The 24,310-nt window shown below is 40.9% G+C and carries 28 protein-coding genes; 22 read left to right on the top strand and 6 right to left on the bottom strand.

The window, feature by feature from the left end; all coding sequences use genetic code 11:
* Positions 1-12: 12 nt before the first annotated feature.
* The 4 genes from HUE98_RS12065 to rpmB all read right to left on the bottom strand — a co-directional run bounded on the left by HUE98_RS12065 (position 13) and on the right by rpmB (position 2,015).
* Positions 13-549 (bottom strand): C-GCAxxG-C-C family protein, encoded by a 537-nt coding sequence (locus tag HUE98_RS12065; RefSeq protein WP_241420889.1) that lies wholly within the window; start codon positions 547-549, stop codon positions 13-15.
* A gap of 21 nt (positions 550-570) precedes the next feature.
* Positions 571-840, bottom strand: a complete 270-nt coding sequence (locus tag HUE98_RS12060; protein WP_241420888.1) for a hypothetical protein — start codon at positions 838-840, stop codon at positions 571-573.
* A 428-nt stretch (positions 841-1,268) separates the two neighbouring features.
* The gene (locus tag HUE98_RS12055) at positions 1,269-1,589 is read right to left on the bottom strand and encodes a hypothetical protein (RefSeq protein WP_241420887.1); all 321 of its coding nucleotides are present in this window, start codon (positions 1,587-1,589) and stop codon (positions 1,269-1,271) included.
* A gap of 234 nt (positions 1,590-1,823) precedes the next feature.
* Positions 1,824-2,015 (bottom strand): 50S ribosomal protein L28, encoded by a 192-nt coding sequence (rpmB, locus tag HUE98_RS12050; protein ID WP_241420886.1) that lies wholly within the window; start codon positions 2,013-2,015, stop codon positions 1,824-1,826.
* 455 nt (positions 2,016-2,470) lie between these two features.
* Between rpmB and HUE98_RS12045 the strand changes: the two genes are divergently transcribed.
* From HUE98_RS12045 to coaD, 6 genes are all read left to right on the top strand, one after another.
* On the top strand, positions 2,471-2,830 hold the full coding sequence (locus tag HUE98_RS12045) for an Asp23/Gls24 family envelope stress response protein (RefSeq protein ID WP_241420885.1): 360 nt from the start codon (positions 2,471-2,473) through the stop codon (positions 2,828-2,830).
* A gap of 23 nt (positions 2,831-2,853) precedes the next feature.
* Positions 2,854-4,521, top strand: a complete 1,668-nt coding sequence (locus HUE98_RS12040) for a DAK2 domain-containing protein (RefSeq protein ID WP_241420884.1) — start codon at positions 2,854-2,856, stop codon at positions 4,519-4,521.
* Between the two features lie 30 nt (positions 4,522-4,551).
* Positions 4,552-5,391 carry a DegV family protein gene (locus HUE98_RS12035; protein WP_241420883.1) on the top strand — a complete coding sequence of 280 codons (840 nt, stop codon included), beginning with the start codon at positions 4,552-4,554 and terminating at the stop codon, positions 5,389-5,391.
* Between the two features lie 243 nt (positions 5,392-5,634).
* A complete protein-coding gene (locus tag HUE98_RS12030; protein ID WP_241420882.1) occupies positions 5,635-5,892 on the top strand; it encodes an alpha/beta-type small acid-soluble spore protein in 258 nt (85 codons plus the stop codon).
* A gap of 246 nt (positions 5,893-6,138) precedes the next feature.
* Positions 6,139-6,699 (top strand): 16S rRNA (guanine(966)-N(2))-methyltransferase RsmD, encoded by a 561-nt coding sequence (gene rsmD, locus HUE98_RS12025; RefSeq protein ID WP_241420881.1) that lies wholly within the window; start codon positions 6,139-6,141, stop codon positions 6,697-6,699.
* 1 nt (position 6,700) lies between these two features.
* Complete coding sequence (gene coaD, locus HUE98_RS12020) at positions 6,701-7,216, top strand: pantetheine-phosphate adenylyltransferase (protein ID WP_241420880.1); 516 nt, start codon at positions 6,701-6,703, stop codon at positions 7,214-7,216.
* On the opposite strand, the gene ylbJ is transcribed toward coaD, so the two are convergent.
* Positions 7,213-8,466 (bottom strand): sporulation integral membrane protein YlbJ, encoded by a 1,254-nt coding sequence (gene ylbJ, locus HUE98_RS12015; RefSeq protein WP_241420879.1) that lies wholly within the window; start codon positions 8,464-8,466, stop codon positions 7,213-7,215. The two genes, coaD and ylbJ, sit on opposite strands and share 4 nt — an antisense overlap.
* A 94-nt stretch (positions 8,467-8,560) precedes the next feature.
* On the opposite strand from ylbJ, the gene HUE98_RS12010 reads away from it, so the two are divergent.
* The 15 genes from HUE98_RS12010 (at position 8,561) to ftsY (ending at position 23,542) form a co-directional block, all read left to right on the top strand.
* The gene (locus HUE98_RS12010; protein WP_241420878.1) at positions 8,561-9,328 is read left to right on the top strand and encodes a patatin-like phospholipase family protein; all 768 of its coding nucleotides are present in this window, start codon (positions 8,561-8,563) and stop codon (positions 9,326-9,328) included.
* 82 nt (positions 9,329-9,410) lie between these two features.
* Positions 9,411-10,508, top strand: a complete 1,098-nt coding sequence (locus tag HUE98_RS12005) for a YlbL family protein (protein WP_241420877.1) — start codon at positions 9,411-9,413, stop codon at positions 10,506-10,508.
* 106 nt (positions 10,509-10,614) lie between these two features.
* A complete protein-coding gene (locus HUE98_RS12000) occupies positions 10,615-11,124 on the top strand; it encodes a YceD family protein (protein WP_241420876.1) in 510 nt (169 codons plus the stop codon).
* Positions 11,125-11,147: 23 nt separating this feature from the next.
* Positions 11,148-11,324, top strand: coding sequence for a 50S ribosomal protein L32 (gene rpmF / locus HUE98_RS11995; protein WP_241420875.1), 177 nt, complete (start codon positions 11,148-11,150; stop codon positions 11,322-11,324).
* Between the two features lie 198 nt (positions 11,325-11,522).
* A complete protein-coding gene (gene plsX, locus HUE98_RS11990) occupies positions 11,523-12,527 on the top strand; it encodes a phosphate acyltransferase PlsX (protein ID WP_407080318.1) in 1,005 nt (334 codons plus the stop codon).
* A gap of 18 nt (positions 12,528-12,545) precedes the next feature.
* The gene (locus tag HUE98_RS11985; protein ID WP_241420873.1) at positions 12,546-13,538 is read left to right on the top strand and encodes a beta-ketoacyl-ACP synthase III; all 993 of its coding nucleotides are present in this window, start codon (positions 12,546-12,548) and stop codon (positions 13,536-13,538) included.
* Positions 13,539-13,601: 63 nt separating this feature from the next.
* Complete coding sequence (gene fabK / locus HUE98_RS11980; RefSeq protein ID WP_241420872.1) at positions 13,602-14,567, top strand: enoyl-[acyl-carrier-protein] reductase FabK; 966 nt, start codon at positions 13,602-13,604, stop codon at positions 14,565-14,567.
* On the top strand, positions 14,567-15,517 hold the full coding sequence (gene fabD / locus HUE98_RS11975) for an ACP S-malonyltransferase (protein ID WP_241420871.1): 951 nt from the start codon (positions 14,567-14,569) through the stop codon (positions 15,515-15,517). Before fabK ends, fabD begins: the two co-directional genes overlap by 1 nt.
* Positions 15,504-16,241 (top strand): 3-oxoacyl-[acyl-carrier-protein] reductase, encoded by a 738-nt coding sequence (fabG, locus tag HUE98_RS11970; protein ID WP_241420870.1) that lies wholly within the window; start codon positions 15,504-15,506, stop codon positions 16,239-16,241. The genes fabD and fabG overlap by 14 nt, the downstream gene beginning before the upstream one ends.
* 40 nt (positions 16,242-16,281) lie before the next feature.
* Positions 16,282-16,509: an acyl carrier protein gene (gene acpP / locus HUE98_RS11965; protein ID WP_241420869.1), complete on the top strand. Its 228-nt coding sequence runs from the start codon at positions 16,282-16,284 to the stop codon at positions 16,507-16,509.
* A 79-nt stretch (positions 16,510-16,588) separates the two neighbouring features.
* Positions 16,589-17,830, top strand: a complete 1,242-nt coding sequence (gene fabF, locus HUE98_RS11960) for a beta-ketoacyl-ACP synthase II (RefSeq protein ID WP_241420868.1) — start codon at positions 16,589-16,591, stop codon at positions 17,828-17,830.
* An 11-nt stretch (positions 17,831-17,841) separates the two neighbouring features.
* The gene (gene rnc, locus HUE98_RS11955; RefSeq protein WP_241420867.1) at positions 17,842-18,534 is read left to right on the top strand and encodes a ribonuclease III; all 693 of its coding nucleotides are present in this window, start codon (positions 17,842-17,844) and stop codon (positions 18,532-18,534) included.
* 135 nt (positions 18,535-18,669) lie between these two features.
* A complete protein-coding gene (locus HUE98_RS11950) occupies positions 18,670-18,930 on the top strand; it encodes a stage V sporulation protein S (protein WP_241420866.1) in 261 nt (86 codons plus the stop codon).
* 133 nt (positions 18,931-19,063) lie between these two features.
* Positions 19,064-22,624: a chromosome segregation protein SMC gene (smc, locus tag HUE98_RS11945; protein WP_241420865.1), complete on the top strand. Its 3,561-nt coding sequence runs from the start codon at positions 19,064-19,066 to the stop codon at positions 22,622-22,624.
* Between the two features lie 12 nt (positions 22,625-22,636).
* Complete coding sequence (ftsY, locus tag HUE98_RS11940; RefSeq protein WP_241420864.1) at positions 22,637-23,542, top strand: signal recognition particle-docking protein FtsY; 906 nt, start codon at positions 22,637-22,639, stop codon at positions 23,540-23,542.
* Between the two features lie 81 nt (positions 23,543-23,623).
* Here the strand turns inward: ftsY and HUE98_RS11935 are convergent, their stop codons facing one another.
* A complete protein-coding gene (locus HUE98_RS11935; protein ID WP_241420863.1) occupies positions 23,624-23,788 on the bottom strand; it encodes a hypothetical protein in 165 nt (54 codons plus the stop codon).
* A gap of 180 nt (positions 23,789-23,968) precedes the next feature.
* Between HUE98_RS11935 and ylxM the strand changes: the two genes are divergently transcribed.
* The gene (gene ylxM, locus HUE98_RS11930) at positions 23,969-24,301 is read left to right on the top strand and encodes a YlxM family DNA-binding protein (protein WP_241420862.1); all 333 of its coding nucleotides are present in this window, start codon (positions 23,969-23,971) and stop codon (positions 24,299-24,301) included.
* The last annotated feature ends 9 nt before the right edge of the window (positions 24,302-24,310 follow it).

Below are 24,310 nucleotides of genomic sequence, written 5' to 3'. Positions count from 1 at the left end.
ATATAGTATTAATTAAAAACCATCAGGATGGGGGTCTTCCAGGGTGTGACACTCATTACAGCTGTCTTTGCCCTGGGTAAAGGTACCGTGACAGGCTTTACATTCAGCAACATCAGGAGCCAGCTTGTGTTTCGCTTCAAAAGAAGCAAGATCAGTAAAATCGTTAAGCAGCTCCACTGTCCATCTGGCTACATCGGCACTCAGTCCACCACAGCGATATTTTTTCTCTGTGGAATCCATGGTCCATGGTCCCTGGGCTAGGAATTTGGTAATAGAAACGTGACAGAGGGTAGAATTAGCCACTGTGGTGGGCAATTCATCCTTAGGTTGGTATATAGGGAAGGCGGCATCCTTGTACCAGGCCATCATTTCATTGATAATGGCTATCTGAGTTTCTTCATCGGTTACAGCAGCGATAAACATTGCGGCGGGGGGCAGTGCTCCACAAATTGAACCCCAGCCGGCTACGCCTCCCCGTCCCCACCACAGCATTCTAGGGGATATTTGGTTGAAAGGATAACCGTGTTCTTCTGCAGCTAAGCCGAACAAACCGTCGGCTACAGCAGTTCCTCAGCCATGTCCGTCCAAATATGATTGGAAGGCTAACTCCTCTGCTTTATCAGGATCTAACTTTTGATAGGTAAAAGGCCATGCTGCTGCTGCTATTTCAGAGTTATTGTTGTTGTTGTTGTTGTTTGTATTTGCCGGGGGAGAATCTGATTCTGCTGTTTCTGAACAACCGGTAAGCAGTGCTCCGGCACCGCCGACTAAGACCAGACCTGCTAATGAACCCTTTATGAATTGTTCTCTGGTTAAAATTCTCTTTTTTTCATTTGACATATACCCAACCTCCAATATATTTGTTATTTATGTGCCTGTACAATAGTGAAAAATAAAGGTAAAACAACCTGGATTTACCTCACCTCCTTTATAAGTTTATATTAAACTGTTGTAATTACTCAGGCTGTAAATAATTGTATTTTAACGGTGATCAGGATCTTTTTTTTGGTGAAGCGGTGATGGGTTCCAGCGTTTCCTGAGCGGAGCTTCGGACACAAGAGAACTGTGTGAGAAAGTTCCTGATGCAGTGTAACAAATAACCTGTTAGGTTGAGCAGTTACAATTTGTTAACTAATATAAGTTCAGTTGTTTGGATTGTTTATGCTATATAGTAATAATAAAATCATCCAAAACAAACATTCAGTTATAATTATAACATCATGAACAGCCAACGGAGCATATTGATAACTTATAGATATAATGCAAACTTATACCAACAGCATTACATAATAACATGACATCCGGTGAGAGGCAGGACGGGTAAGCAGCAGAATAAAATCTCCTTCGGCGGGTTCTTCTTTACGGGGTCTCCAGTTAGGAAGAGGAGCATACCCGTGTTCTTTCAACAGGGTGGTATAGAGCTCCACCTTACCATTGGGGGTCCCAAATTCTTCTTTGGGAGTAAAGGGTTTCTTGTCGCCCCAGAGGCCGTTTGCGGCCAGTTCATCCCATGAGGAACCCAGGGATTTTAGAATCTCGTCATCTTCGGTTTTGCTGTCGTAACTCTCAAAGTAGTCTCCCAGGCCCATGGCTTTGGCTAAAGCAGGGATGTTTTAAATAGTGAACTCGTTTCAGCAAGCTTTAAAAATCGGGGAATCAGGTGGAGACTCTACTCCACCTGATTAAAAGCCCCACCTACGCTAACGCTTAGAGGTGGGGGTCTTATACCCTAAAAAAAAGAGATAAACAGTTAATAATGATGATAAATAAAAAAACCCGGTATTAACCGGGTTTTTGTAAATACTTTATTTTTAAGTGGGCACTTAAACCGCCCGCTTAATTTTGCCACCCTTAAGGCAGCGGGTGCATACGGGGACTTTCCGGGGAGTTCCATCAACCAGTATTTTAACTCTTTGAAGGTTGGGGACCCAAGTCCTTTTTGTTTTAATATTGGAGTGACTAACATTATGGCCGGTTGTAGTTCCTTTTCCACAGACAAAACATTTTTTTGACATTTATCATCATACCCTCCTTTATGCTGTAGGCTAAATAATCATATTTATTTTCTAACGGCAAATTATTGCCGAAAATACCTTTTAACCTATTAAATTCTAACACAAGCTTTATCTAGTTGCAATAAAAATTACCGAAAACAGCAGGATATTTTTATCGTTTATTGAATAAATATAAATCCATGTATTTATATTTATTAATAAAGTTTGGTTATTTTAATGGAAAATGTTAAAAATATGTATTATCAAAGGCTTCAAATTGTAAATATCTTAATCTAATTCAGAGTGAACTGGATTCAGCAAGCTCAAAACACATCGGGGAATCAGGTGGAGACTCTACTCCACCTGATTAAAAGCCCCACCTACACTAACGCTAAAGAGTGGGGGTCTTATAGCATAAAAAAAGAGATAAACCAGGAAGGAGGTGAGTTCCTGATATTTAAGTCAGGAAAAAGTATATGGGTGAAAATAATAAAGTTAAAACTAATTTTGGAGAAATATTTATTTCCAAAGAGGTTATTGCTCTGCTGGCAGGGATGGCCGCGGTGGAATGTTACGGAATAGTTGGAATGGCCTCCGGCAGATTGAGAGATGGCATTGCTGAATTGTTGAAGAAGGAAAATTTAAGTAGGGGAATTAAGGTAATAACCGAAGGAGAAAATTTGATTATTGAGTTAAGTGTGATTGTAGGTTACGGAACCAAAATGTCTGAGGTGGGCCAAAATGTTGTGGAAAAAGTGAGATATGTGGTTGAAAATTTAACAGGTCTTAAAGTTCATCATGTACTAATTAATATTCAAGGGGTTAGAGGAGTATAAGCAGCGAGGAGGTTTGCTCACCGATGGGGATACAGGTTCTTGAAGGAATAAACCTGAAAAAAATGTTTTTAGGGGGTCCTATACTACTAAATCAAAAAAAACAGTTTATAGACTCATTAAACGTTTTCCCTGTCCCTGATGGGGATACAGGGACAAATATGTCATTGACACTAAATTTTGCAGTTCAACAGCTTGAGCAGCTGGAGGATAACTCGGTGGGGAAAGTAGTGGAAACCATTGCCACCGGTTCATTGATGGGGGCCAGAGGAAATTCCGGAGTTATAATGTCTCAGCTATTTCGGGGTTTTTCTCGGGGGGTAGGGGAAAAGAAGGATATAACACCGGAAGAGTTTTCTAGAGCTTTACAGGAGGGGGTTAAAACCGCTTATAAAGCGGTAATGAAACCTGTGGAGGGAACAATGCTGACGGTAGCCAGAGAAGCCGCCGATGCTGCCCTTAGGAAGGCTGAAATGTGTGGAGATTTTATACCAGTAATGGAAGATTTTTTACGTCAGGCCAGGCAGACATTGAAGAAAACTCCACAAATGCTTCCAGTTTTAAAACAGGCCGGGGTGGTAGATGCTGGTGGCGAAGGATTGTGCGCTATTTATGAAGGTTTCCTCAAGGCGTTACAGGGTTACGATTTTGACAGTGAAGTAATAGCAGAGGAAAAAACAGAAATAGAAGTGTTACAAGTTCTAAAGAATGAGGAAATCATCTTTCAGTACTGTACTGAACTTTTAGTAAAGGGAAGTAATCTTCAGTCCGAAGAACTTCAAGAAAAACTTATGGACCTGGGGGATTCCCTTCTGGTGGTAGGGGAAGGAGAGATTTTAAAAGTTCATGTTCACACTAACAACCCTGGTAGAGTGTTAGATATTTGTATCGGGTTTGGAGAACTAAGTCAGATTAAAATAGATAATATGAAGGAACAAAAACAAGAATTTGTTCAGGAGGAAACTAATCTTAGTCAAGATAATGATAAATTAAATAATTATTATCCTAATATAAACACAGAGAGGGAAGCAGTAGGGGGCATTCAAATTATTGCCGTTTCACCTGGAGATGGCATTAGTGAGATTTTTAAAAGCATGGGGCCAACTTTAATTATTGAAGGTGGACAAACCATGAATCCCAGTACTGAAGATTTTTTACAGGCAATTGATAAGTCTAAAGCTGAACAGCTAATTATCCTGCCGAATAACAAGAATATTATTTTAGCAGCCGAACAAAGCAGTAAATTGAGCACAAAAGAGGTTGTGGTAGTGCCCAGCAAAACGATTCCCCAGGGAATAACTGCTCTCATGGCATTTGATTCTATTGAAAAAGATATTGATAAAAATGTCTATACTATGAAGGAGTCTCTATCTCAGGTGAAGACCGGGCAGGTTACTTATGCAGTGAGAGATTCCACCTATGAAGGCAAAGCCATAAAAAATGGATCGGTGATTGGCCTTGAGGAAAATACCTTAAAAATTGTAGGGCAGAATACAGAAGAAGTTGTTATTTCACTTATTCAGGAGTTATTTCAAGATGGAGATGAAATAATTACATTGTATTATGGAAAAGGTGTAACCAAAGAGGAAGTAGAGCAGCTGTGTCAAAAGCTGCAGAATTTATTTCCCCAATCAGAAGTCGAATACTACCTGGGCGGACAGCCATTATACTATTATTTTATATCCGTTGAATAATATTCATCGGACCTTGAGGAGGGCTAATTAATGAGAGTTATTACAGACAGTACGGCAGATTTACCGGAATCTATTTTGGAAGAATATAAAATAGAAGTGATTCCTCTAAAAGTTCACTTTGGAGAGGAGCAGTTTCTGGACTGGGTGGATTTAAGGCCAGAAAATTTTTACGACAAATTACAAAAATCTGATATACTTCCGAAAACATCCCAGCCATCTCCTGCTGAATTTGTAGAAAAATATAAAGGACAGAATAGTAGTAATACAATTTTTTCTATTCATATTTCTTCTCAGTTGAGTGGAACATATCAGTCCGCTATGATGGCCAAGGATATGCTGCCTGAAATGGATATTGTGGTGGTGGATACCAAACTAGCCTCTATCCCTCATGGTTTGGTGGTTTTTGAGGTAGCCCGGGCTGTAAAAGAAGGTAAATCAAAAGAAGACATATTGGCTTTAATAGATTATCTGTTGAGTAATGTCAGGCTTTTCTTTATGGTGGATACCTTGGAATATCTGCAAAAGAACGGTCGGATTGGAAAAGCCCAGGCCCTGCTAGGTGGACTTTTGAAGATGAAACCTATTTTAACCCTGGTGGATGGAGTGGTGACGCCTAAGGATAAAGTCAGGGGTCATCAAAAAGCTCTGAACCGGCTAATTGGACTTTGTTTAGAGGAGTTTAGTTCTGAAAAACCGGTCCAGGTGGCAATTTTGCACGGGAATGTTTTAGAGGAGGCTTTAAAGGTCAAAGCGATGGTGGAGGAGACCTTCAATAATGATGAAATTATTATTACTAATCTGGGGGCGGTCATAGGCACCCACGTTGGTCCCGGTGCGGTAGGAATAGCCATGTATCACAAATATGCTTGATGCTAAAGCGAGAGTTTTTTTGTAATAATATTTAAAAAAATTTTTTAATTTATTATTAATTGATAGCAGTTTTTTTGTTTTAAAAAATATGATCAATAAGTAAAATGTCGACGGATAAAGTATCTATAAAAATATACGCTATAGTATATATTTTTAATAACTATTGAGGAAAACACTTCTAGTATATAAAACTTGTATTGAGTTAAACTATCATTACAAGCTCATAAGGAGGTGAATTCTTAAATGGTTACTCAAAACAGGTCCGGCGGAAGAAACAGAATTCTGGTTCCCGGAGCCGAGCAAGCAATGGAGAAATTCAAGTATGAAGTAGCAAACGAGCTGGGGTTGGATTACAATGGTGATCTAGGGAATCTAACTTCTCGTCAAAACGGTTACGTTGGCGGACTGATGGTTAAAAAGATGATTGCTGACTATCAGAGCAAAGCATCTGGTCAACCTTACAATGAACAATCTGTAATGCAAAATCAAACTCAAGTTTAATTTGAGAATGAAACGGGCTGCAAAAAAGGCGGCCCGTTTGTTTTTGCTTTTTTTTAAAAAAACAATTAAAATAAAACTGGTGACTTTTTACAAAGTCACCAGTTGGGAGAGGAGAAACCGGAGGAAGAGCTTATGGGGAAATTATTTGGCTCTTTAATAAGTATTTTGTCTTTTTTCCGGAATAATATACGGAAAAGGCTAAGGTAATATTATCCAATATATAATTTAAACATTTTTGGAGGAAAAATGAGAGTAAATACAGGATCAGCCAAAGGGAAAAAACTAAAGACTATTCCAGGTATAGAAGTAAGGCCTACTTCTGATAAGGTTAAAGGGGCTATTTTTAACACCATCGGTCAAGATTTAACAGATTGTAATTTCCTGGATCTTTTTTCCGGTACTGGTGGGATGGGAATAGAGGCATTGAGTAGAGGCGCTGATTTGTGTGTTTTTATTGAAAAAAAATTAGAGTGTGTTAAAATAATCTATGAAAACCTTAATATTACAGGTTTGGCTCAGAGAGCCGTAGTAATAAAAACTGATATTTTCCGCGGGTTAGCTAAGCTTTCCAGGGAGAATATGTGTTTTGATTTTGTTTTTTTAGATCCGCCGTATTTTAAGTCTTTTTATGTGCCAGTTTTAGAAGTCATTTCGGAAGGGGAACTTTTAAAAAGAAATGGATCTCTCATTGTAGAACATTCTAAGCAAATTATAATGCCTGAAAAAGTTTTCCGGTTAGAACAAGGAAAAATAAAAAAATACGGGGATACTATGATTACATATTATCATTTTACAAAGGGAGGGTAATATGACCAAGACGAAAATTGCCATATATCCTGGAAGCTTTGATCCCGTTACCAACGGGCATTTGGATATAATAGATAGGGGAAGTAAAATATTTGACCGACTGATTGTGGCGGTGCTGGAAAATCCCAGAAAAAACGCAGTTTTTTCCGCAAAAGAAAGACTGAACATGCTGGATTTGTTATTGGAGAAAAATTTTGCCAATGTGGAAGTAGATTATTATCAGGGGCTTTTAGTAGATTATGCAGAACAAAAAAATGCCCAGGTTATTATTAAGGGTTTGAGAGCAATTTCTGACTTTGAGTATGAATTTCAGATGGCTATGATCAATCATAAGCTTAATCCTTCGGTTGAAACCATGTTTATGATGACCAGCAGCAAATTCTCTTACTTAAGCTCCAGTATCGTCAAGGAAGTTGCCAGTTATGGCGGTTGTATTAAGGGATTGGTCCCAGATTCCTTGTACGATCTTATTCTAAAAAAGTTTGATGTGGATATGAAATGTAATAAAATTGTTTAATATTTTTTTTTGTTTAGCCGGAGGAAGATGATTACCATGTTTGTATACAGGTAAATAACCATAGAAATGGATAAAAGGATGAGGAGAAAAAGGAAAACTTGACTGCTCATAAAAATCAGGCGTTCCAGCCAAAAAGATAGTGTGCCTTGAGGCTGAGTATGTAAGAATACAGGAACACTAATTCCTTGTAAAACAGTTTGTGCCGGCTTCATTAACAGAAAGGTATAAAGAGCAGCCAGAATGCCGTGAATAAAACGAGCGAAGAAAAAGGGACGAATGCTCATGTCGGTTTTGCTGATAATGCTGGCTACCTGTGCGTGCACAGACAAACCGCTCCAGGCAATAATGAAACCTGCAGCCATGGTTTTTTGAATTAGAGGAACGGCGGCTGAAGCTGAACCGGCTTCCTGACAGCCCAGGGTAACTTCAAAAAATCCGTTTATGAGAGAAGGGATAAGGTCAGAATGGATGCCTATGGGGGCCAGGATTTTAAATAGTGCTGTGGACAGCACAGATAGAACACCCAGGACTTCCATAATTTTAATCAAAACGGAAAATAAAATGATAAAACCGCCAACCAATAAAAGGGTGTTCATAGATTTTAGTATGGCATCTCCCATGAGTTGTCCTAAAGGACGGCCGTCTTTTTTTCTGGCGGTATATAATTGGATTACGGCCCGATAAAAAAGCTTGCCGCTGTTTTTGTAAGGAACTGTTTTTTCCTGATTGTGTCCATGAAAACGCATGATTAGTCCTGTAGAAAGGCTGGAAAGATAGTGAGCTATAGCTATAGTTCCTCCTAAAACAGGATTTCCAAACATCCCTACGGCCACTGCTCCAAACATAAACAGAGGGTCAGCAGTATTGGTAAAACTCATAAGCCGTTCTCCTTCTAACTTTGTACACATGTTTTGCTCTCTTAAACGGGTAGTTAAGATGGACCCTATGGGAAAGCCGCTGGCCAGTCCCATGGCCATTACGAAGGAACCTTCCCCGGGAACATTGAACACTGGACGCATCAATGGTTCTAATAATACGCCCATAAAATGGACTACCCCCAGCCCCATGAGGATTTCGGCACAAACGAAAAATGGCAGTAGGGCTGGGAATACTACATTCCACCATATATTTAAACCATTCACTGCTGCTTCAAAGGCATGCTCAGGGAACATAACCAGGGAAATAGTAATAAATATACTTATTGCTGCCGTGGTGTAAACGCTGAAATAGGATTTTTTGTTACTATTCATTTTTTTCCCCCTTCTATCGATATGTATAAAACAATAAGAGTTAGTATAAATATATTTGAAGAAACATTTAATATGCTAAAATTTTGAGGTGTTCATGGTGAAAGGACGTAACGTAGGTTTGGCTCTCAGTTCTGGGGCAGCCAGGGGGCTGGCTCATATTGGAGTGATTAAAGTTTTTGAAGAGGAAGGTATACCCATCCACTGTATTGCCGGGTCAAGCATGGGAGCCCTGATTGGAGCATTGTACGCCTCAGGTATAGAAATAAAGGTTATTGAAGGCCTGGCGGTGTCCTTAGATAAACGTCGTTGGACAGATTGGAAATTCTCAGGGCTTGGGGCCATGGGGGGAAAGAAAGTAGAAGACTTAATTAAGCTTTTGCTTAGAGGTAAATCATTTCAAGATCTGATTATTCCTCTTACCATAGTGGCTACAGATTTAATAAGTGGTGAAGTGGTTAAGATTAGGGAGGGCCTCCTGGTTCCCGCTGTCATGGCTAGTATTTCTGTGCCAGGCGTTTTACCTCCGGTGCAGCACCAGGGGAAAACCCTGGTGGACGGAGGGGTATTGTGCAGGGTGCCGGTGGAGGAAGTCCGGGATTTGGGAGCAGATGTGGTTGTGGCTGTAGATGTAGGAGGACTGATTCAAGAAACACAAATAAATAATTTTTTTGATGTAGTGAGTCAATCTATATCCATTATGAGCAGTGAAATCATGAAAGAAAAGAAGGTCAAGGCAGATGTGTTAATATGTCCGGATGTTTGCGATATTGGCTTAACTCAATTTCAAAAAGCGGAGGCTTCTATCCAGGAGGGGGAGAAAGCTGCCCGTAAAGCACTTACTATTCTTCGGGGTTTACTATAGGTTTTTTTGAAATATTAATTAATTAACCAATCATCTTAATATGTTATGGAAAAGGTAAATGATACTAGGAGAGTGTGTATTATTGAAAGGTATTAAAAAGTTTATTATTATTGCAGTTATCCTGTTAGCGGTAAATATTTTTTTGCAGACAAATTATGTTGTTTTCAGGCCTGGTTCTGCTGAAAATTTAAAACAAATTATAACTGTGGAAAATGGAACTGACAATTCTGAAGAAGGTTCTTTCTTCTTAGTTACAGTAGCCCAGCAGCCTGCCAACCTTTTATTTTTTATGGCTTCCCTGGTGGCGCCCTCCATAGAAATATATCCTGCATGGCGGATTCATTCTCCGGATATAGATTTAGATGAGCACTATGAGATAGAGAGACAAAGAATGCAGGACAGTCAGCGCCAAGCTAAAATTGTTGCTTTGAGAAGATTAGGTTACCAGGTTCCCATAACTAGTGAAGGTGCCCTGGTGATGGAGGTGATGGAGGGCAGTCCCCTTCAAAATAAAATTCAACCCGGAGATGTAATTATTCAATTAAATGGTGAGAAGATAGAGATGGTTGAAGAGCTGGTAAATAAAGTCCAAGAAAGGCCTGTGGGGGCAGAATTCAATATCACTTTTAGGAGAGATAAACAGGTTTTAACTGAAGCTGTTTCTACAGTCTCCCATACCGAAGATGATCAAAAGGCCGCATTCCGTATAAGTATTAGGAACTGGTACCCTGATCTGCCGGTAAATATTGATATAGGCACCGGAGCTATTGCTGGACCTTCAGCGGGGCTGATGTTTGTATTGGAAATAATCAACCAGTTGGAACCGGAGGATATCAGCCAAGGGAAAAAGATTGTAGGCACCGGCACCATAAACATACAGGAGGAAGTAGGGCCTATTGGGGGAATAAAACAAAAAATAGCTGCAGCGGAAGCTATAGGGGCTGACTTTTTTTTGGTGCCCTCAGAGAATATGCAGGAAGCCAAAGAAGCAGCCAGGGGAATTGAACTTATAGAGGTTAAAACGTTACAGGATGCCTTGAATTTTCTTGAGAGTATTCAGGTTAATATTGGTTTAAGTTTTGAGCAGGAACATCTTATTAATGTTTATCAAGGGGCCCTCAATATAGAGAAAGAATGGTTCCTTTTATCATATACAACCACTTATTCTCTTGGTAGGTAGGAGAAATTTAAGATATATGGCTGATAGTTCCTTATGTGCTTATCTTGACAAAGGAGAAAAGTTTCGATTATAATTGATGTTAGTTTTAATGAAGAGGTGCTCAAGAGTGAAAATATACCTTGATGATTTGAAGAAATTACAGGGAGATTTTCTTAACTATTCTTATCGGGTCAATCCCAAAGACATCAACCTTGAAAATACAGGGTTCTACTTAAAGTGCCCAGCCATTTTTAACGTAGAAGCTTCTTATCAAGGCAGGGAACTATTTTTAAAGGGTACTATTAAAACCCAACTGAGAACAGCCTGCAGCAGATGTGTATCAGAATTTGTTTTTCCTCTGGATATTGAATTTCATGATAAATTTCAGAACCCGGGAAAATCTGATGATGAGGATTTGGACTTTGATGAGAATTTTTTTCAAGGGGAATCCTTTAACCTGAGAGCACTTTTGAAAGAAATCTTGATTATATCACTGCCTTTAAAACCACTCTGCAGCAGTAACTGTCTGGGTTTATGTCCTGTCTGTGGATTAAATTTAAACCTGGAGGAATGCAAGTGTGAGGTTTCGGGGGTAGATCCTCGGCTAGAAGATTTGAAGAATTTTTTTGAAAAATAGAGAGATTAAGGAGGTGTTATGAATTGCCGGTACCAAAGCGGAGAGTAGCGAAAGCTCGGGGAAGGAAAAGACGTGCTCATTGGAAGTTAACCTTACCGGGTATAGTAAATTGTCCTCAATGTCATGAGGTGAAATTATCCCATAGAGTATGTCCTAATTGTGGTTTTTATAAAGGAAGGGAAGCTGTTCCAACAAAATAATGTATTTTACATGGGTAAGCTCTAAAATTCGAAGGATGCTTACCTTTTTTTTGTCCAAAAACGCTGATTAATAGGGACTTTATATAAGCTTGTTTTTTAAAAAAAAATAGTATATACTTGGTAATAATGCTCTAGGGTAGCGAAGTAAATATTAAAATATATATTGTTTTCGGTTATAAACAGGGGGAATGAGCCATTATTAAAATCGCGGTGGATGCTATGGGAGGAGACTTGGCCCCCCAAGAGATAGTAAAGGGAGCTGTTGATGCACTAAGGGTTATAGATGACCTGGAAATTTTTCTGGTGGGCCAAGAAGATAAGGTATTACAGGAATTAAAAAAGTTGCCTGATTACCCGGTTAAACGAATAACTATAATTGATGCCAGGGAAGTGATTGCCGCTGATGAACAAGCCGGAATGGCCATTAAAAGGAAAAAGGATTCTTCTCTCAGTGTTGCCATGAGGATGGTAAAGGAAAAACAAGCTGAAGCTGTGGTATCTGCGGGAAATACCGGAGCCTTTATGGCAGGCGCTTTGCTGCTAATCGGTCGTCTAAAGGGCATAAACAGGCCCGCGCTGGCACCTTTGATACCCACAATAAACCGGGAGAGGTTTATGCTTCTGGATGTAGGTGCCAATGCAGAGGCACGGCCGGAACATCTCATGCATTACGGAATTATGGGAAATATTTATGTGCAAAAATTGCTGGATAAAAAGGAGCCCAGGGTAGGGCTTTTAAATATTGGTACAGAGGAAGGAAAGGGGAATCAACTTACCCGGGAAGCTTTTCCTCTACTAAAGGCTTGTGGAATTAATTTTATTGGAAATGTCGAGGCCAGGAATCTTCTGGAAGGTGTGGCAGATGTCGTGGTTTGTGATGGCTTTACCGGGAATATAGTATTGAAATTGATGGAAGGGGTAGTGGGAGGTATTTTTTCTTCATTGAAAAAGGAAATGGTAAAAAATGTAAGGAGTAAGTTGGGAGCGGTTATGTTAATGCCTGGTTTAAAAGATATTAAAAAGCGGCTGGATTATATGGAATACGGAGGAGCTCCGCTTTTAGGGGTAAAGGGTATTTGTATTAAAAGCCATGGATCTTCCAATGCTAAAGCTATCAAAAATGCTGTTGTAAACCAGGCTTATCCGCTGTCCAGGGCAGCAGTGAACGATATCATCCGTACCGAAATTGACAGAATGTCTTAAATTGAAGGGGTGGTAGGATTGGAACAACAGGTTTCTGCCGGAATCATTGGTACCGGCTCCTTTCTTCCGGATCAAGTACTGAGTAACAATGACCTGGAAAAATTGGTTGATACAAGGAATGAATGGATTTGTGCCAGAACCGGCATTCAAGAAAGGCGAATAGCCCAGGAGGATGTATCTGCTTCTGATTTGGCCGTTGAAGCGGCCCGGAGGGCCCTAAAAAAAAGTTGTTTGTCGGCGGACAGAATAGATCTAATTATAGTGGCTACCATTACTCCCGATATGTTTTTCCCTTCTACCGCTTGTATCGTTCAGGACAGGATTGGGGCGGTAAATGCGGCTGCTTTTGATATATCTGCAGCCTGCACAGGATTTATTTATGGTCTTTCTATCGCAAAACAGTTCATTAAAACAAAAACATACCGATATATTTTAGTAATCGGTGTGGAGGTTATGTCCAAGATCGTAGATTGGTCGGATCGGAATACATGCATTCTGTTTGGTGACGGTGCCGGCGCGGCGGTTTTAGGGCCGGTGGATCCCCAAAGAGGGATTCGATTCTCTCAGTTAAAGTCCGACGGCTCAGGGGGAGACCTGCTGAAGCTGCCGGCAGGAGGTTCAAAAATACCCTGCAGCCAACATTCACTGGACAACGGGCTGCACTTCCTAAAAATGTCAGGGAAAGATATTTTTAAGTTCGCTGTAAAGGTTATGGAGGAGTCTACCCGTGATGCTCTTAAATCTTGTGGATTAGAGGTTTCAGATATTGATCTTTTAATTCCTCACCAGGCAAATTTGAGAATAATTAGCTCTGGGGCAAAACGACTAAAACTCCCTTTGGAAAAGGTATGGGTGAACATACATCGGTACGGCAATATATCAGCAGCTTCGATTCCAGTAGCCCTGGATGAAGCTCTCTCTTCAGGAAAAATCAAAGAAGGTAGTTTGGTGGTGCTGGTAGGTTTCGGTGGGGGGCTAACCTGGGGAGTGAATATTATTCGCTGGCAATAGAATAGTTTTTTGTTAGGTTTTTTGGAACACCAGGGAGAGGTTTTTTAGAAAAAGGAGGGTAAAATGCAAAAAAACAGACTTTGCAGGTTGTTAAATATAGAGTTTCCTATACTTCAGGGGGGTATGGCCTGGGTGGCTACAGGGGAACTGGCTGCCGCTGTTTCTCAAAGCGGGGGGCTGGGTATCATAGGAGCCGGGCATGCTTCAGCCGATTTGATTGAAAAAGAAATAAACAAGGTTCAAAACCTTACGGACAAACCTTTTGGAGTAAACATTATGCTCCTTTCGGCTTATGCAGAAGATATTATTCAACTGGTACTGGATAAAGATGTGCCTATCGTTACTACCGGTGCTGGAAATCCAGGAAAATATATGGAAGCATTTAAGGAAAAGGGAGTCAAGGTCATACCGGTGGTGGCTTCTGTGGCCCTGGCCAAGAGGTTGGAGAAACAGGGGGTAGATGCTATTATTGCCGAGGGCATGGAATCCGGTGGGCATATTGGTGATATTGCTACCATGGTATTGATTCCCCAGGTAGTGCAGGCGGTTAAGGTTCCGGTGATTGCCGCCGGGGGGATTGCAGACGGCAGAGGAATGGCTGCGGCGTTAGCATTGGGAGCTGAAGCAGTGCAGATAGGTACCCGGTTTATTTGTGCCCGGGAATGTACTGCACATCAAAACTACAAAGAAATGGTAGCTAAGTCAAAAGATAGAGATACGGTGGTGACTGGAAGGTCTACCGGTCATCCAGTAAGAATATTAAAGAACAAACTTTTCCGGCTCATTGAAAAATTGGAAACTGAAAACGCTCCCAAAGAAGAAATTGAAAAAATGGGGGTGGGTAGGCTGAGGGCTGCAGCAAAAGAAGGGGATATCGTTATGGGTTCAGTAATGGCCGGGCAGTCTGCTGCTCTGGTGGAAAAAATAGAACCTGCGGGAGATATTGTCAGGCAGGTTATGGCGCAGGCTTGTGAAATTATGAAGAATTTAAACCAGGTAAGTAAATCATGCTTGGGAGAGAAAAAATAATGGAAAAGAAGACAGTTTTTCTTTTTCCCGGTCAGGGTTCTCAGTATCCGGGGATGGGCATGGAACTTTACGAGAAATTTGAGGAGGCCAGAAAAGTTTTTAATTTGGCCGGAAAAATATTAGGATTTGATATTGCATCTTTAGTATTTGAGGGTTCTAAAGAGGAACTGAATAAAACAGAGGTGACTCAACCGGCAGTGTTGGTAACCAGTATAGCTGTGCTTGAGGTATTAAAGGCCCACAAAGTACTGCCTAAAGGTTCGGCGGGACTGAGCCTGGGGGAATACTCTGCTCTGACGGCAGCGGGGGTTATTTCTTTGGAGGATGCCGTTACGCTGGTGCAGAAGAGGGCAAAATTTATGCAGGAGGCGGTACCTGAGGGAAGAGGTGCAATGGCTGCCATTTTGGGACTGCCAGAGGAGAAAGTCCGGGAAGTCTGCCGGGAGGGGCAGGCCTTTGGTTTGGTCAGTCCAGCTAATTATAATTGTCCCGGCCAAGTGGTAATTGCCGGGGAAAGGATAGCGGTGGAAAAGACGGTGGAACTGGCTAAAGGTGTTGGAGCTAAAAGAGCAGTGATTCTGCCTATGAGTGTTCCATCGCACTGTGCCCTGCTAAAGCCGGCGGGAGAAAGGCTGGATGAAGAATTAAAGAAGGCAGTTCTTAGGGATTTTGACTTTCCGGTGGTATCTAATGTCAGAGCAGATAAATATCAAGATCCGGGGGAGGTCAGGGAGCTTTTAACCCGGCAGTTAAGTCAGCCGGTCCTGTGGCAGAAGTCAATGGAATATCTGTTTAAGCAGGGTTATAATTATTTTATTGAAGTAGGACCCGGGAGCATCTTGACAAATTTTATGAAAAAAATTAATAGAAATGTTAACTGTATGCCGGTGGAAGACCTTTCTACCTTGGAAAAATTGATTACCTCATGGGAGGGAAATGATCATGGATAAAACCTGTATAGTGACGGGAGCTTCCCGGGGAATTGGCCGGGAAATAGCCCTTACCCTGGCCGGGGAGGGCATGAATGTGGTTATAAATTACGTGGGAAACAGAGATCGGGCTGAAGAAACTGCCGTTGAAGTAGAAAAATTTGGGGGACGGGCGCTGGTAGTCAAAGGTGATGTTGCCTCTTTCAAGGAATCTGAGGAATTGATTAAGAGCTGTGTTGATAATTTTGGTAAAATAGATATACTTATTAATAATGCCGGGATTACCCGGGATGCATTAATTATGCGAATGAAAGAAGAGGATTGGGATAAAGTAATTAATACCAATCTGAAAGGTGCTTTCAACTGTTCCCGGGCAGCGGTGCGTCATATGATGAAACAAAAGAGCGGAAGGATAATTAACATTGCTTCAGTGGTGGGTATTTCCGGCAATTCCAGTCAGACCAATTATGCAGCGGCCAAGGCCGGAATTATTGGTCTTACGAAGGCTCTGGCTAAAGAAGTGGCATCCAGGGGCATTCTGGTTAATGCCATTGCCCCTGGTTATATAGAAACTGAAATGACAGAAGTCCTCCCTGAGGAAGTCAGGGAAAAGATTCGTAAAAATATTCCCCTGGGGTGGCTGGGACAGACTAAAGATATCGCGGAAGCGGTTAAATTTCTTTCCTTGAAGGCTAGTTATATTACAGGTCAGGTAATAGTAGTTGACGGCGGCATGACTATGTAATAATGTATAAATAAAATCTTAAATTTAAGGGGGTGAGTTTATGGACGTGTTTGAAAAAGTAAAGGGAATGATTGTAGAACAGCTGGGAGTTGACGAAGAAGAGGTTAAAAAGGAGACTGCTTTTAAGGATCTCAATGCAGACTCCCTGGACATTGTGGAGCTGGTTATGGCCATGGAAGAGGAGTTTGACCTGGAAATTTCCGATGAACAAGTGGAAAAGATTAAAACTGTGGGCGATGTGACCGAATATCTTGAGGCAAATCTTTAACTAAAGGATGGTTTGTCCTGGCCTTGAATTTTTTAATAACTATTTATTCATTCGCCCTCTGGCGGCGGGAGGTGATTCTTTGAAAAACAGAGTTGTTGTTACAGGAATAGGAGTTATAACGCCTATTGGCATCGGAAAGGATGCTTACTGGGAAGGATTGAAGGAAGGCAGATCTGGAGTTGATGGAATCACAGCATTTGATACAGCAGAATATCCTGTTCAGATTGCTGCCCAGGTAAAGGATTTTAACCCGGAGAATTATATGGACCGAAAGGAAGCCCGAAGGATGGACCGATTTATTCAGTTTGCAGTAGCTTCTGCCGGTTTAGCATTGGAGGATTCCGGATTGGATCTGGGAAAAGTTGATTTAAACCGGGTTGGGGTATCTGTAGGCTCTGGCATTGGGGGGGTACAAACCATGGAGGAACAGGCCCGGGTCCTGATAGAAAAGGGTCCGAGACGGATTTCCCCTTTCCTGGTTCCCATGATGATTACCAATATGGCTTCAGGATGTGTATCTATCGCTTTTGGTGCTAAAGGGCCTAATACGACTCTAGTTACTGCCTGTGCTACATCTACTCATTCTGTGGGAGATGCTTATAAAATACTGCAGCGGGGAGATGCAGATGTGATGTTTGCCGGTGGTTCAGAGGCAGCCATAACTCCCCTTTCTGTGGCGGGATTTTGTGCTTCTAGAGCACTTTCCACCAGGAACCATGAGCCCAGTAAGGCCAGTCGGCCCTTTGATGCCCAAAGGGATGGATTTGTAATGGGAGAGGGAGCCGCAGTGCTGATTATGGAAACCTTAGAACATGCTCGTGCCAGGGATGCCAGAATTTATGCAGAGGTATGTGGGTTTGGAATGTCCGGAGATGGCTATCATATAACTGCTCCTGATCCCCAGGGGGATGGCGCTGCCCGTTGTATTGCTAATGCTTTAGCAGATGCCGGCATGGAACCGGGAGATATCGACTATATAAATGCCCATGGTACTTCTACTCCCTTGAATGACAAGCTGGAAACCATGGCCATTAAAAAAGTTTTTAAAGAACTTTCAAAAAAAATACCTGTAAGTTCTACCAAGTCTATGATTGGACATCTATTGGGAGCAGCAGGGGGAGCAGAACTGGCTGCTTCCATGTTATCCATGTATCATAGTATGATTCATCCTACGGTTAATTATGAAAATCCAGACCCAGAGTGTGATTTGGATTATGTCCCAGGAAAGTGCCGGGAGACTGAAATCAAGGCATGCCTATCCAATTCCTTTGGTTTTGGAGGGACTAACGCTTCCTTAATTATTAGAAAGGTTTTAGAGTAAGGGCTAAAATAATGATTAATAATAGTGAGTGTATTATAGCCCGTAAATTAGATATAAAACTTAATAATCCTTTTTTAGTCAGTCAGGCACTGATTCATTCTTCTTTTGCCCATGAAAACAAAGATAAACCATGTCATAATGAAAGATTGGAATTTTTAGGAGATGCAGTCCTGGAGTTGATTATAAGTGAGTATCTTTACAGAAATTTCCCCAAGCTCCCTGAGGGAGAACTTACCAAATTACGGGCCAGTATTGTATGTGAGACGTCTCTGGTGGAGGTTGCCAGAGAGCTAAATCTGGGGGAACATCTGTCTTTGGGCAGGGGAGAGCAGTCTACCGGAGGCCAGGATCGTCCTTCTATCCTGGCAGATGCTCTGGAGGCCTTGATTGGAGCTGTATATTTGGATCAGGGGATAAATGTCACCTGTAGAGTAGTTATTAATCTGTTTAATCCTGTAATTACAGTGATTAAGGAGGGAGCTTTACACAGGGACTATAAAACCATGGTTCAGGAATTGTCGCAGTTAAAATATCATACTACTCCAAGATACAAGATAGTAAGTGAGCTTGGACCTGACCATGATAAGGTTTTTGTAGCTCAAATTTTGTTAAAAGAAAAAATTCTGGGAGAAGGCAGGGGCAAAAGCAAAAAAAATGCCGAACAGGAGGCCGCCCGTATAGCTTGGGTAAAACTTCAGGAGTAAATATTTTTGGATATAGCAGGAATTTTGTTGGCAGACAAGAATATAATAACTTAAACATTATTCTTGCTAACAGTTAAGATTACGCTCAAGGTATACTATGATGAAATATTGTACTTCAAGGAGGCTCTTCTATTCATGGAAATACTGAAGGTATCTGCTCATTCTAAGCCCAAGTCTGTTGCCGGGGCCCTGGCTGCAGTAATCAGGGACAAAGGCAGAGCTGAGGTTCAGGCGGTTGGAGCTGGAGCCGTAAATCAGGCTATTAAGGCGATTGCTATAACCAGAGGTTTTGTTGCTCCTAACGGTATTAATTTGATTACTATTCCGGCTTTTGCGGAGATTATGATTGATAATGAGGAGAGGACGGCTATAAAGTTTATCGTTGAACCTCGTTAATTCATGTTTTTAATTGGCCTGCTTGTTCACACAAGCAGGTATTTTATTGTAGAATACTATTATCAGCCTATAATACAGACGGGTTGTTTGACCTGTTTATTAACTGAGTAAAAGTGTGCAGAGGAGGGGTGGGATGTTACTAAAGAAGATCGAAATATTTGGCTTTAAATCCTTTTCTGACAAGGTGGAGATCCAGCTTTCCCCAGGGGTTACTGGAATTATTGGCCCCAATGGGTGTGGAAAAAGCAACATAGCTGATGCGGTCAGATGGTGTCTGGGGGAGCAGAGCATTAAAACTCTGCGGGGAAGCCGGATGGAAGATGTAATTTTCAACGGGACGGATGCACGGAAACCAATAAGTTTTGCAGAAGTTTCCCTTCTTTTTGATAATCTCAAACCGGAGATTAATCTGGATTTCACTGAAGTAAATGTTACCAGACGGTTGTTCAGGTCAGGGGAAAGTGATTACCTGTTAAATAAAGCCCCCTGCAGGTTAAAAGAGATTACAGAATTATTTCATGACACCGGTGTGGGCAAAGAGTCTTATTCTTTCATTGGGCAGGGGAAGATTGACCAGATTTTGAGTGCCAGGCCCCAGGACAGGAGAAGTATTTTTGAAGAAGCTGCCGGGGTTTATAAATATAAGAGCCGTAAGAAGGAAACCTTGCGACGTCTTAAAGAGACAGCGGACAACCTTTTGAGAGTAAGTGATTTAATCGAAGAGCTTAATCATCAGCTGGGCCCCATGGAGGAACAGGCACTTTTAGCCAGGGATTATATGGTCTGCCGGGATAGATTGAAAAAATTGGAAATTGGTGTGTTGGCGTTAGAAATTAAAGAGGTATCTAACAAGAAATTTAAATTGCAGGAGAAACTGGAAAAATTGTCTTTAGAGATATTTAAAAAGTATTCCTTGATTAACCGGCTGGATTCGGAGATTGCTGAACAGAAATATAAAAGCAGTACCTCTGAAGAAGAAATATCTGAGCTTCGAGAAAAGCTGCATCAGGTTGAGAGCTCTCTTAAGATTAAAAATTCAGATACTGAACTGTACCAGGAAAAATTAAAAAATTTGCAAAATCAAATAAAAGAACTGGAACTGGCTGAAGAAGAATACAAGGAAACATTGTCGGCAGTTGAAGAGAAAAAGGCCGGGATCCAAGATAACTTGTTGGAACTGGACCATAGGGCAGCGAGGCTGGTCCAAGAGCTGGTCCAGAAGGAAAAGAAGCTTTTGGAGCTGGATTCTTCCACCACTGAAATTACTCAAAAGATAGAAGATGCTTTAAATATTGTTTTGCGTATTCTTGAAGAAAAATCTTTAAAATTTAAAAAAACACAGTTGGAGCAGGAATATTTAAAAAGCAGGTTGGAGGAAATAATAAAGGATACCGAAGGCAAGAAAACTGAGATGCTTGATCTGAAAAATAAAAAAATCCATGAACATCAGATTTTAGTACAAAAAAAAGAGTTTCTTCAAGACCGGGAAAGGGAGTATCAAGAATCTAACCGGGAATTACGAGATCGAGAGGTCAGTGTTTCTTCAAAGCAGGATGAGTTAAGGGATATTAAGGGTCAGTTGGAACAATCCAGGGCATACCTGGAGGCCCTTTGGGCAATGCAGGAGAAACTAGAAGGATTTAACGAAGCAGTCAAGACTGTTTTAAAAGCAAAAAATAACAATCACTCTTCTGCTGTAGGAGTAGAGGGAGTGGTGGCCGATCTGCTGCAGGTTCCGGAGAATTTAGAGAAGGCTTTAGAGGCTGGCTTAGGTTCTGCTGCCCAAAATATTGTAACCCGGGACGAAAGCACGGCCAAAGAAATGATTTCCATGCTGAAAGAGCTAAAAAAAGGAAGGGCGACGTTTTTACCTCTTTCTCTGATTCGTTCTGCATTCCAAAAAATTCCTGTTCCCAAGGAAAAAGGAGTAATCGGGTGGGCCAGGGATCTGGTTAGTTTTGATCCCGGCTATGAAAAAGTATTTGATAGGCTCCTGGGAAGTGTCTTAATCGCTGAGGATTTGGATTCTGCACTGGCTGCCGCCAGGAAGCTGAAGATGAAATATAAGATTGTAACTTTGGAGGGGGAAATAATTTTCCCTGGAGGGGCCATAACCGGAGGAAGTTACAAACATTCCAGGCCTGGATTTATCAGTCGAAAGAATGCCATAAATAGTAATGAACTTAAAAAAGAAAAGCTGGAGAACATGGTTCAGAATCTGCAGGCAGAGTTGGACCATTTGATAAAAGAAAAAAAAGCTCTGGAGGAAGTGGGGAAAGAGAAAGCAGAGTTACTGCAGCGATCAGCCAGGGAACTGCAGCGTTTTGAAGAAGGATTCCAGGGCCTTCAGGATATAATAAGAAAGACAGAGAAGAGCATAAAAGAATTGGAAGAGCAAAAAAAAATAGAGGTGGGAAAGATAACGGGGAATAATGAAAAACAAAAAGTCCTGAAGAGTGAGCTGCATGAGCTTAAAAGAAGAAGAGAGTGCCTTGACGCAGATTTAATTGAAGAAAAAGAGCTGCAGCAGGAGTCCCATCACAGGCGAACACAGATTGACAAAGAAGCAGCCCGGCTCAAAGTAGAGATTACTTCTGCCAATAAAGAAAAACAGATGGTGAATGAAAAACTTCAGGATTTGAACCAGGAAAGGGAAAACTTGAAATCCAGAATTATAAAGGTTCAGCAGAAGGCCGGTGAACTGGTACAATGTATTAAAGGATTAAATTTTTCGATAAAAAGGGTAGAAAAAGAAATAAAGCAGTTGGAACAAACACAATATTCAGTGTCTAACAGGTTCGGCCGTCTTCGAGAGCAGACAGGGGAGTTAACTGCTAAGCTTACAGAAAATGAAAATCAGGTCAGGGCCCACCGTAGAGCGCTGCAGAGTCGGGAAAAAAAGAAACATGAGACAGAGCTGGAAATCGCTCGGGTAGAGATTGAAATTAAAAATTATTCCCGACGTCTGAGAGAAGAATTTTCCCTTTCCCTGAAGGAAGCCTCTGATTATTCTATGGAAGTAGATGAGGAAGAAGCTATTTCGGAAATTGAAAACTTAAAAAGCACGATGCTGGAGTATGGCAGTGTAAATACAGGAGCTGTGGAGGAACATAATCGGCTGCTGGAGAGAGTAGACTTTTTAAAACAGCAGAGAGATGACCTGCGGGAGGCAAAAAATACGATACATAAAGTAATACAAGAATTGGACGGCAAGATGAAGGACAAATTCCTAAATAGTTTTAACCAGGTGAAAACTATATTTTCCTCGGTTTTTAAAGATTTTTTTGAAGGAGGCCGGGCCTATTTAAAGCTTACCGATTCCAATGATGTGCTGGAGTCAGGTATAGAGATTATTGCCCAGCCACCGGGTAAAAAACTGCAGAATCTAAACCTTATGTCCGGTGGGGAGAAGGCTTTAACCGCCATTGCCCTGCTGTTTTCCATCATCAAGGTGAAACCTACTCCTTTTTGTATACTGGATGAGATTGAGGTTTCTCTGGATGGAATGAACTTAAACAGATTTTTAAAATATTTAAAGGTATTATCAACCGATACTCAATTTATTTTAATTACCCACCGCCGAAATACTATGGAGGCAGCAGGAGTTCTTTATGGAGTAACTATGGAAGAGCCGGGAGTATCTAAAGTGTTTTCCTTAAGGCTTCCAGAGGAAAAGGAAAAAAGAGTAAGTTAAGGAGAGTGTAAGATGGGATTGTTGGATAAGTTTAAGCGGGGATTAAAGAAAACTAGAGAAAGCTTTGTAGAAAAAATTGATAAACTGGTTAAAGGGAAAAAAATCAGTGATGAATTTTATGAGGAACTGGAAGAAATACTCATTGGTGCAGACATTGGGGTAGAAACTACCCTGGGCCTAGTGGAAGAATTGAAAAATAGGGCCCGGGAAAAAAGAGTAGGGGATACTCTAGAGGTTAAGGAACTGTTAAAGGAGATATTAATTGAGAGGTTGGGCAACGAGAGTAAACCTTTAAATATCTCTGGAGAACTTTCCGTAATTCTGGTAATGGGAGTAAATGGTGTAGGAAAAACTACCAGCATCGCCAAGCTGGCTTATCTTTTGAAAGAAGAAAGAAGACGGGTCATGATTGCTGCAGGAGATACGTTTAGAGCAGCGGCAATAGAGCAGTTGGAAATATGGGCGGATAGAGTAGGAGTGGATATTATTAAACATAAAATCGGCTCTGATCCTGCTGCAGTAATTTTTGACGCAATTTCGGCAGCCAAGGCCCGGGGGGTTGATGTAGTCCTTTGTGACACGGCAGGAAGACTGCATACAAAAATGAATCTGATGGAGGAATTAAAGAAAATTTACAGGGTAGCGGGGAAAGCTATGACCGGTGCACCGCAGGAGGTTTTGCTGGTTTTAGATGCCACTACGGGACAGAATGCTTTAAGCCAGGCCGTATTATTTGGAGAAGCGTCCCCTATCACTGGAATTGTGTTGACCAAGTTGGACGGCACGGCAAAAGGGGGCATTGTTGTTGCTGTAAGTCAAACCCTCAAGGTCCCTATTAAATATGTTGGAATTGGCGAATCTTTAGAGGATCTTCATGAGTTTAACCCCCGTGATTTTGTGGAGGCGTTATTTGAGTAAATTTTAAAAATATGTAATATAAATAACCGGGTAGATAATTAACCCGGTTATTATATTCTTGGACTTACATTTTACATTTAGTTATTTGTTTTTATTTTTCTTTTTGCTTTTGTTTTGCTTCTTAGTGTTTTCTTCTTTTACAATGCTCTTTCGTTCAATATTTTCATCCAGTGGGTCACTGAATTCCACCGAATCGGAGCATGATTGATTACAGGAACGAAAACTTTTATCTTTATTTTTGGTCATTAGAGTTAACCTCCTTTGAATAAGAGTTTCGTGTATTTATTTTATCCAAAAATTTTTTTTGTAATCCAAACAAAACAATAAAATATGTGGACAAGAGATAAATGCCTTGACATTATAAAGGAAATTCGTTAATATTGTCATGTAAAGCAAAAATGCTTAACACTAATAGAGGGTGATGCTTTGCTTGAAAAAACAACCCGGGTTAACCTGCTTTATGATTTTTATGGGCCGCTGTTAACCAAAAAGCAGCAAAATATTATTGAACTTTACTTTCAACATAATTTATCTCTGGGAGAGATTGCCAAGGAACAACAGGTTAGTCGACAGGCAGTTTATGATCTTATAAACAGGTCAGTTAGGTCCCTGGAAAAATTTGAGGCCAAACTGCAGTTATGCAGCAGGTATCAGGGGCAAAAGGAAAAATTAAGTGAGATATTAGCATATATAGATTCAAATAAGGGAATTGAAAATAAAAAATTAAAAATGTTTCTGTTTGAGCTTATGGAATTGTAATTTGTAAGT

It is taken from the genome of Candidatus Contubernalis alkalaceticus, from assembly GCF_022558445.1.
In the GTDB taxonomy this organism is placed as follows: Bacteria; Bacillota; Dethiobacteria; order SKNC01; family SKNC01; genus Contubernalis; species Contubernalis alkaliaceticus.
The sequence above is the reverse complement of the archived record's forward strand: the minus strand, read 5'-3'. Positions and strand labels throughout refer to the sequence as shown.

What these genes read in the sequence shown, in the direction of transcription:
- HUE98_RS12060 (WP_241420888.1), bottom strand. Translation starts at nt 840, where the DNA reads ATGTCAAATGAAAAAAAGAGAATTTTAACCAGAGAACAATTCATAAAG.
- HUE98_RS12055 (WP_241420887.1), bottom strand. Translation starts at nt 1,589, where the DNA reads ATGGGCCTGGGAGACTACTTTGAGAGTTACGACAGCAAAACCGAAGAT.
- rpmB (WP_241420886.1), bottom strand. Translation starts at nt 2,015, where the DNA reads ATGTCAAAAAAATGTTTTGTCTGTGGAAAAGGAACTACAACCGGCCAT.
- HUE98_RS12045 (WP_241420885.1), top strand. Translation starts at nt 2,471, where the DNA reads ATGGGTGAAAATAATAAAGTTAAAACTAATTTTGGAGAAATATTTATT.
- HUE98_RS12040 (WP_241420884.1), top strand. Translation starts at nt 2,854, where the DNA reads ATGGGGATACAGGTTCTTGAAGGAATAAACCTGAAAAAAATGTTTTTA.
- HUE98_RS12035 (WP_241420883.1), top strand. Translation starts at nt 4,552, where the DNA reads ATGAGAGTTATTACAGACAGTACGGCAGATTTACCGGAATCTATTTTG.
- HUE98_RS12030 (WP_241420882.1), top strand. Translation starts at nt 5,635, where the DNA reads ATGGTTACTCAAAACAGGTCCGGCGGAAGAAACAGAATTCTGGTTCCC.
- rsmD (WP_241420881.1), top strand. Translation starts at nt 6,139, where the DNA reads ATGAGAGTAAATACAGGATCAGCCAAAGGGAAAAAACTAAAGACTATT.
- coaD (WP_241420880.1), top strand. Translation starts at nt 6,701, where the DNA reads ATGACCAAGACGAAAATTGCCATATATCCTGGAAGCTTTGATCCCGTT.
- ylbJ (WP_241420879.1), bottom strand. Translation starts at nt 8,466, where the DNA reads ATGAATAGTAACAAAAAATCCTATTTCAGCGTTTACACCACGGCAGCA.
- HUE98_RS12010 (WP_241420878.1), top strand. Translation starts at nt 8,561, where the DNA reads ATGGTGAAAGGACGTAACGTAGGTTTGGCTCTCAGTTCTGGGGCAGCC.
- fabK (WP_241420872.1), top strand. Translation starts at nt 13,602, where the DNA reads ATGCAAAAAAACAGACTTTGCAGGTTGTTAAATATAGAGTTTCCTATA.
- fabD (WP_241420871.1), top strand. Translation starts at nt 14,567, where the DNA reads ATGGAAAAGAAGACAGTTTTTCTTTTTCCCGGTCAGGGTTCTCAGTAT.
- fabG (WP_241420870.1), top strand. Translation starts at nt 15,504, where the DNA reads ATGATCATGGATAAAACCTGTATAGTGACGGGAGCTTCCCGGGGAATT.
- acpP (WP_241420869.1), top strand. Translation starts at nt 16,282, where the DNA reads ATGGACGTGTTTGAAAAAGTAAAGGGAATGATTGTAGAACAGCTGGGA.
- rnc (WP_241420867.1), top strand. Translation starts at nt 17,842, where the DNA reads ATGATTAATAATAGTGAGTGTATTATAGCCCGTAAATTAGATATAAAA.
- HUE98_RS11950 (WP_241420866.1), top strand. Translation starts at nt 18,670, where the DNA reads ATGGAAATACTGAAGGTATCTGCTCATTCTAAGCCCAAGTCTGTTGCC.
- smc (WP_241420865.1), top strand. Translation starts at nt 19,064, where the DNA reads ATGTTACTAAAGAAGATCGAAATATTTGGCTTTAAATCCTTTTCTGAC.
- ftsY (WP_241420864.1), top strand. Translation starts at nt 22,637, where the DNA reads ATGGGATTGTTGGATAAGTTTAAGCGGGGATTAAAGAAAACTAGAGAA.
- HUE98_RS11935 (WP_241420863.1), bottom strand. Translation starts at nt 23,788, where the DNA reads ATGACCAAAAATAAAGATAAAAGTTTTCGTTCCTGTAATCAATCATGC.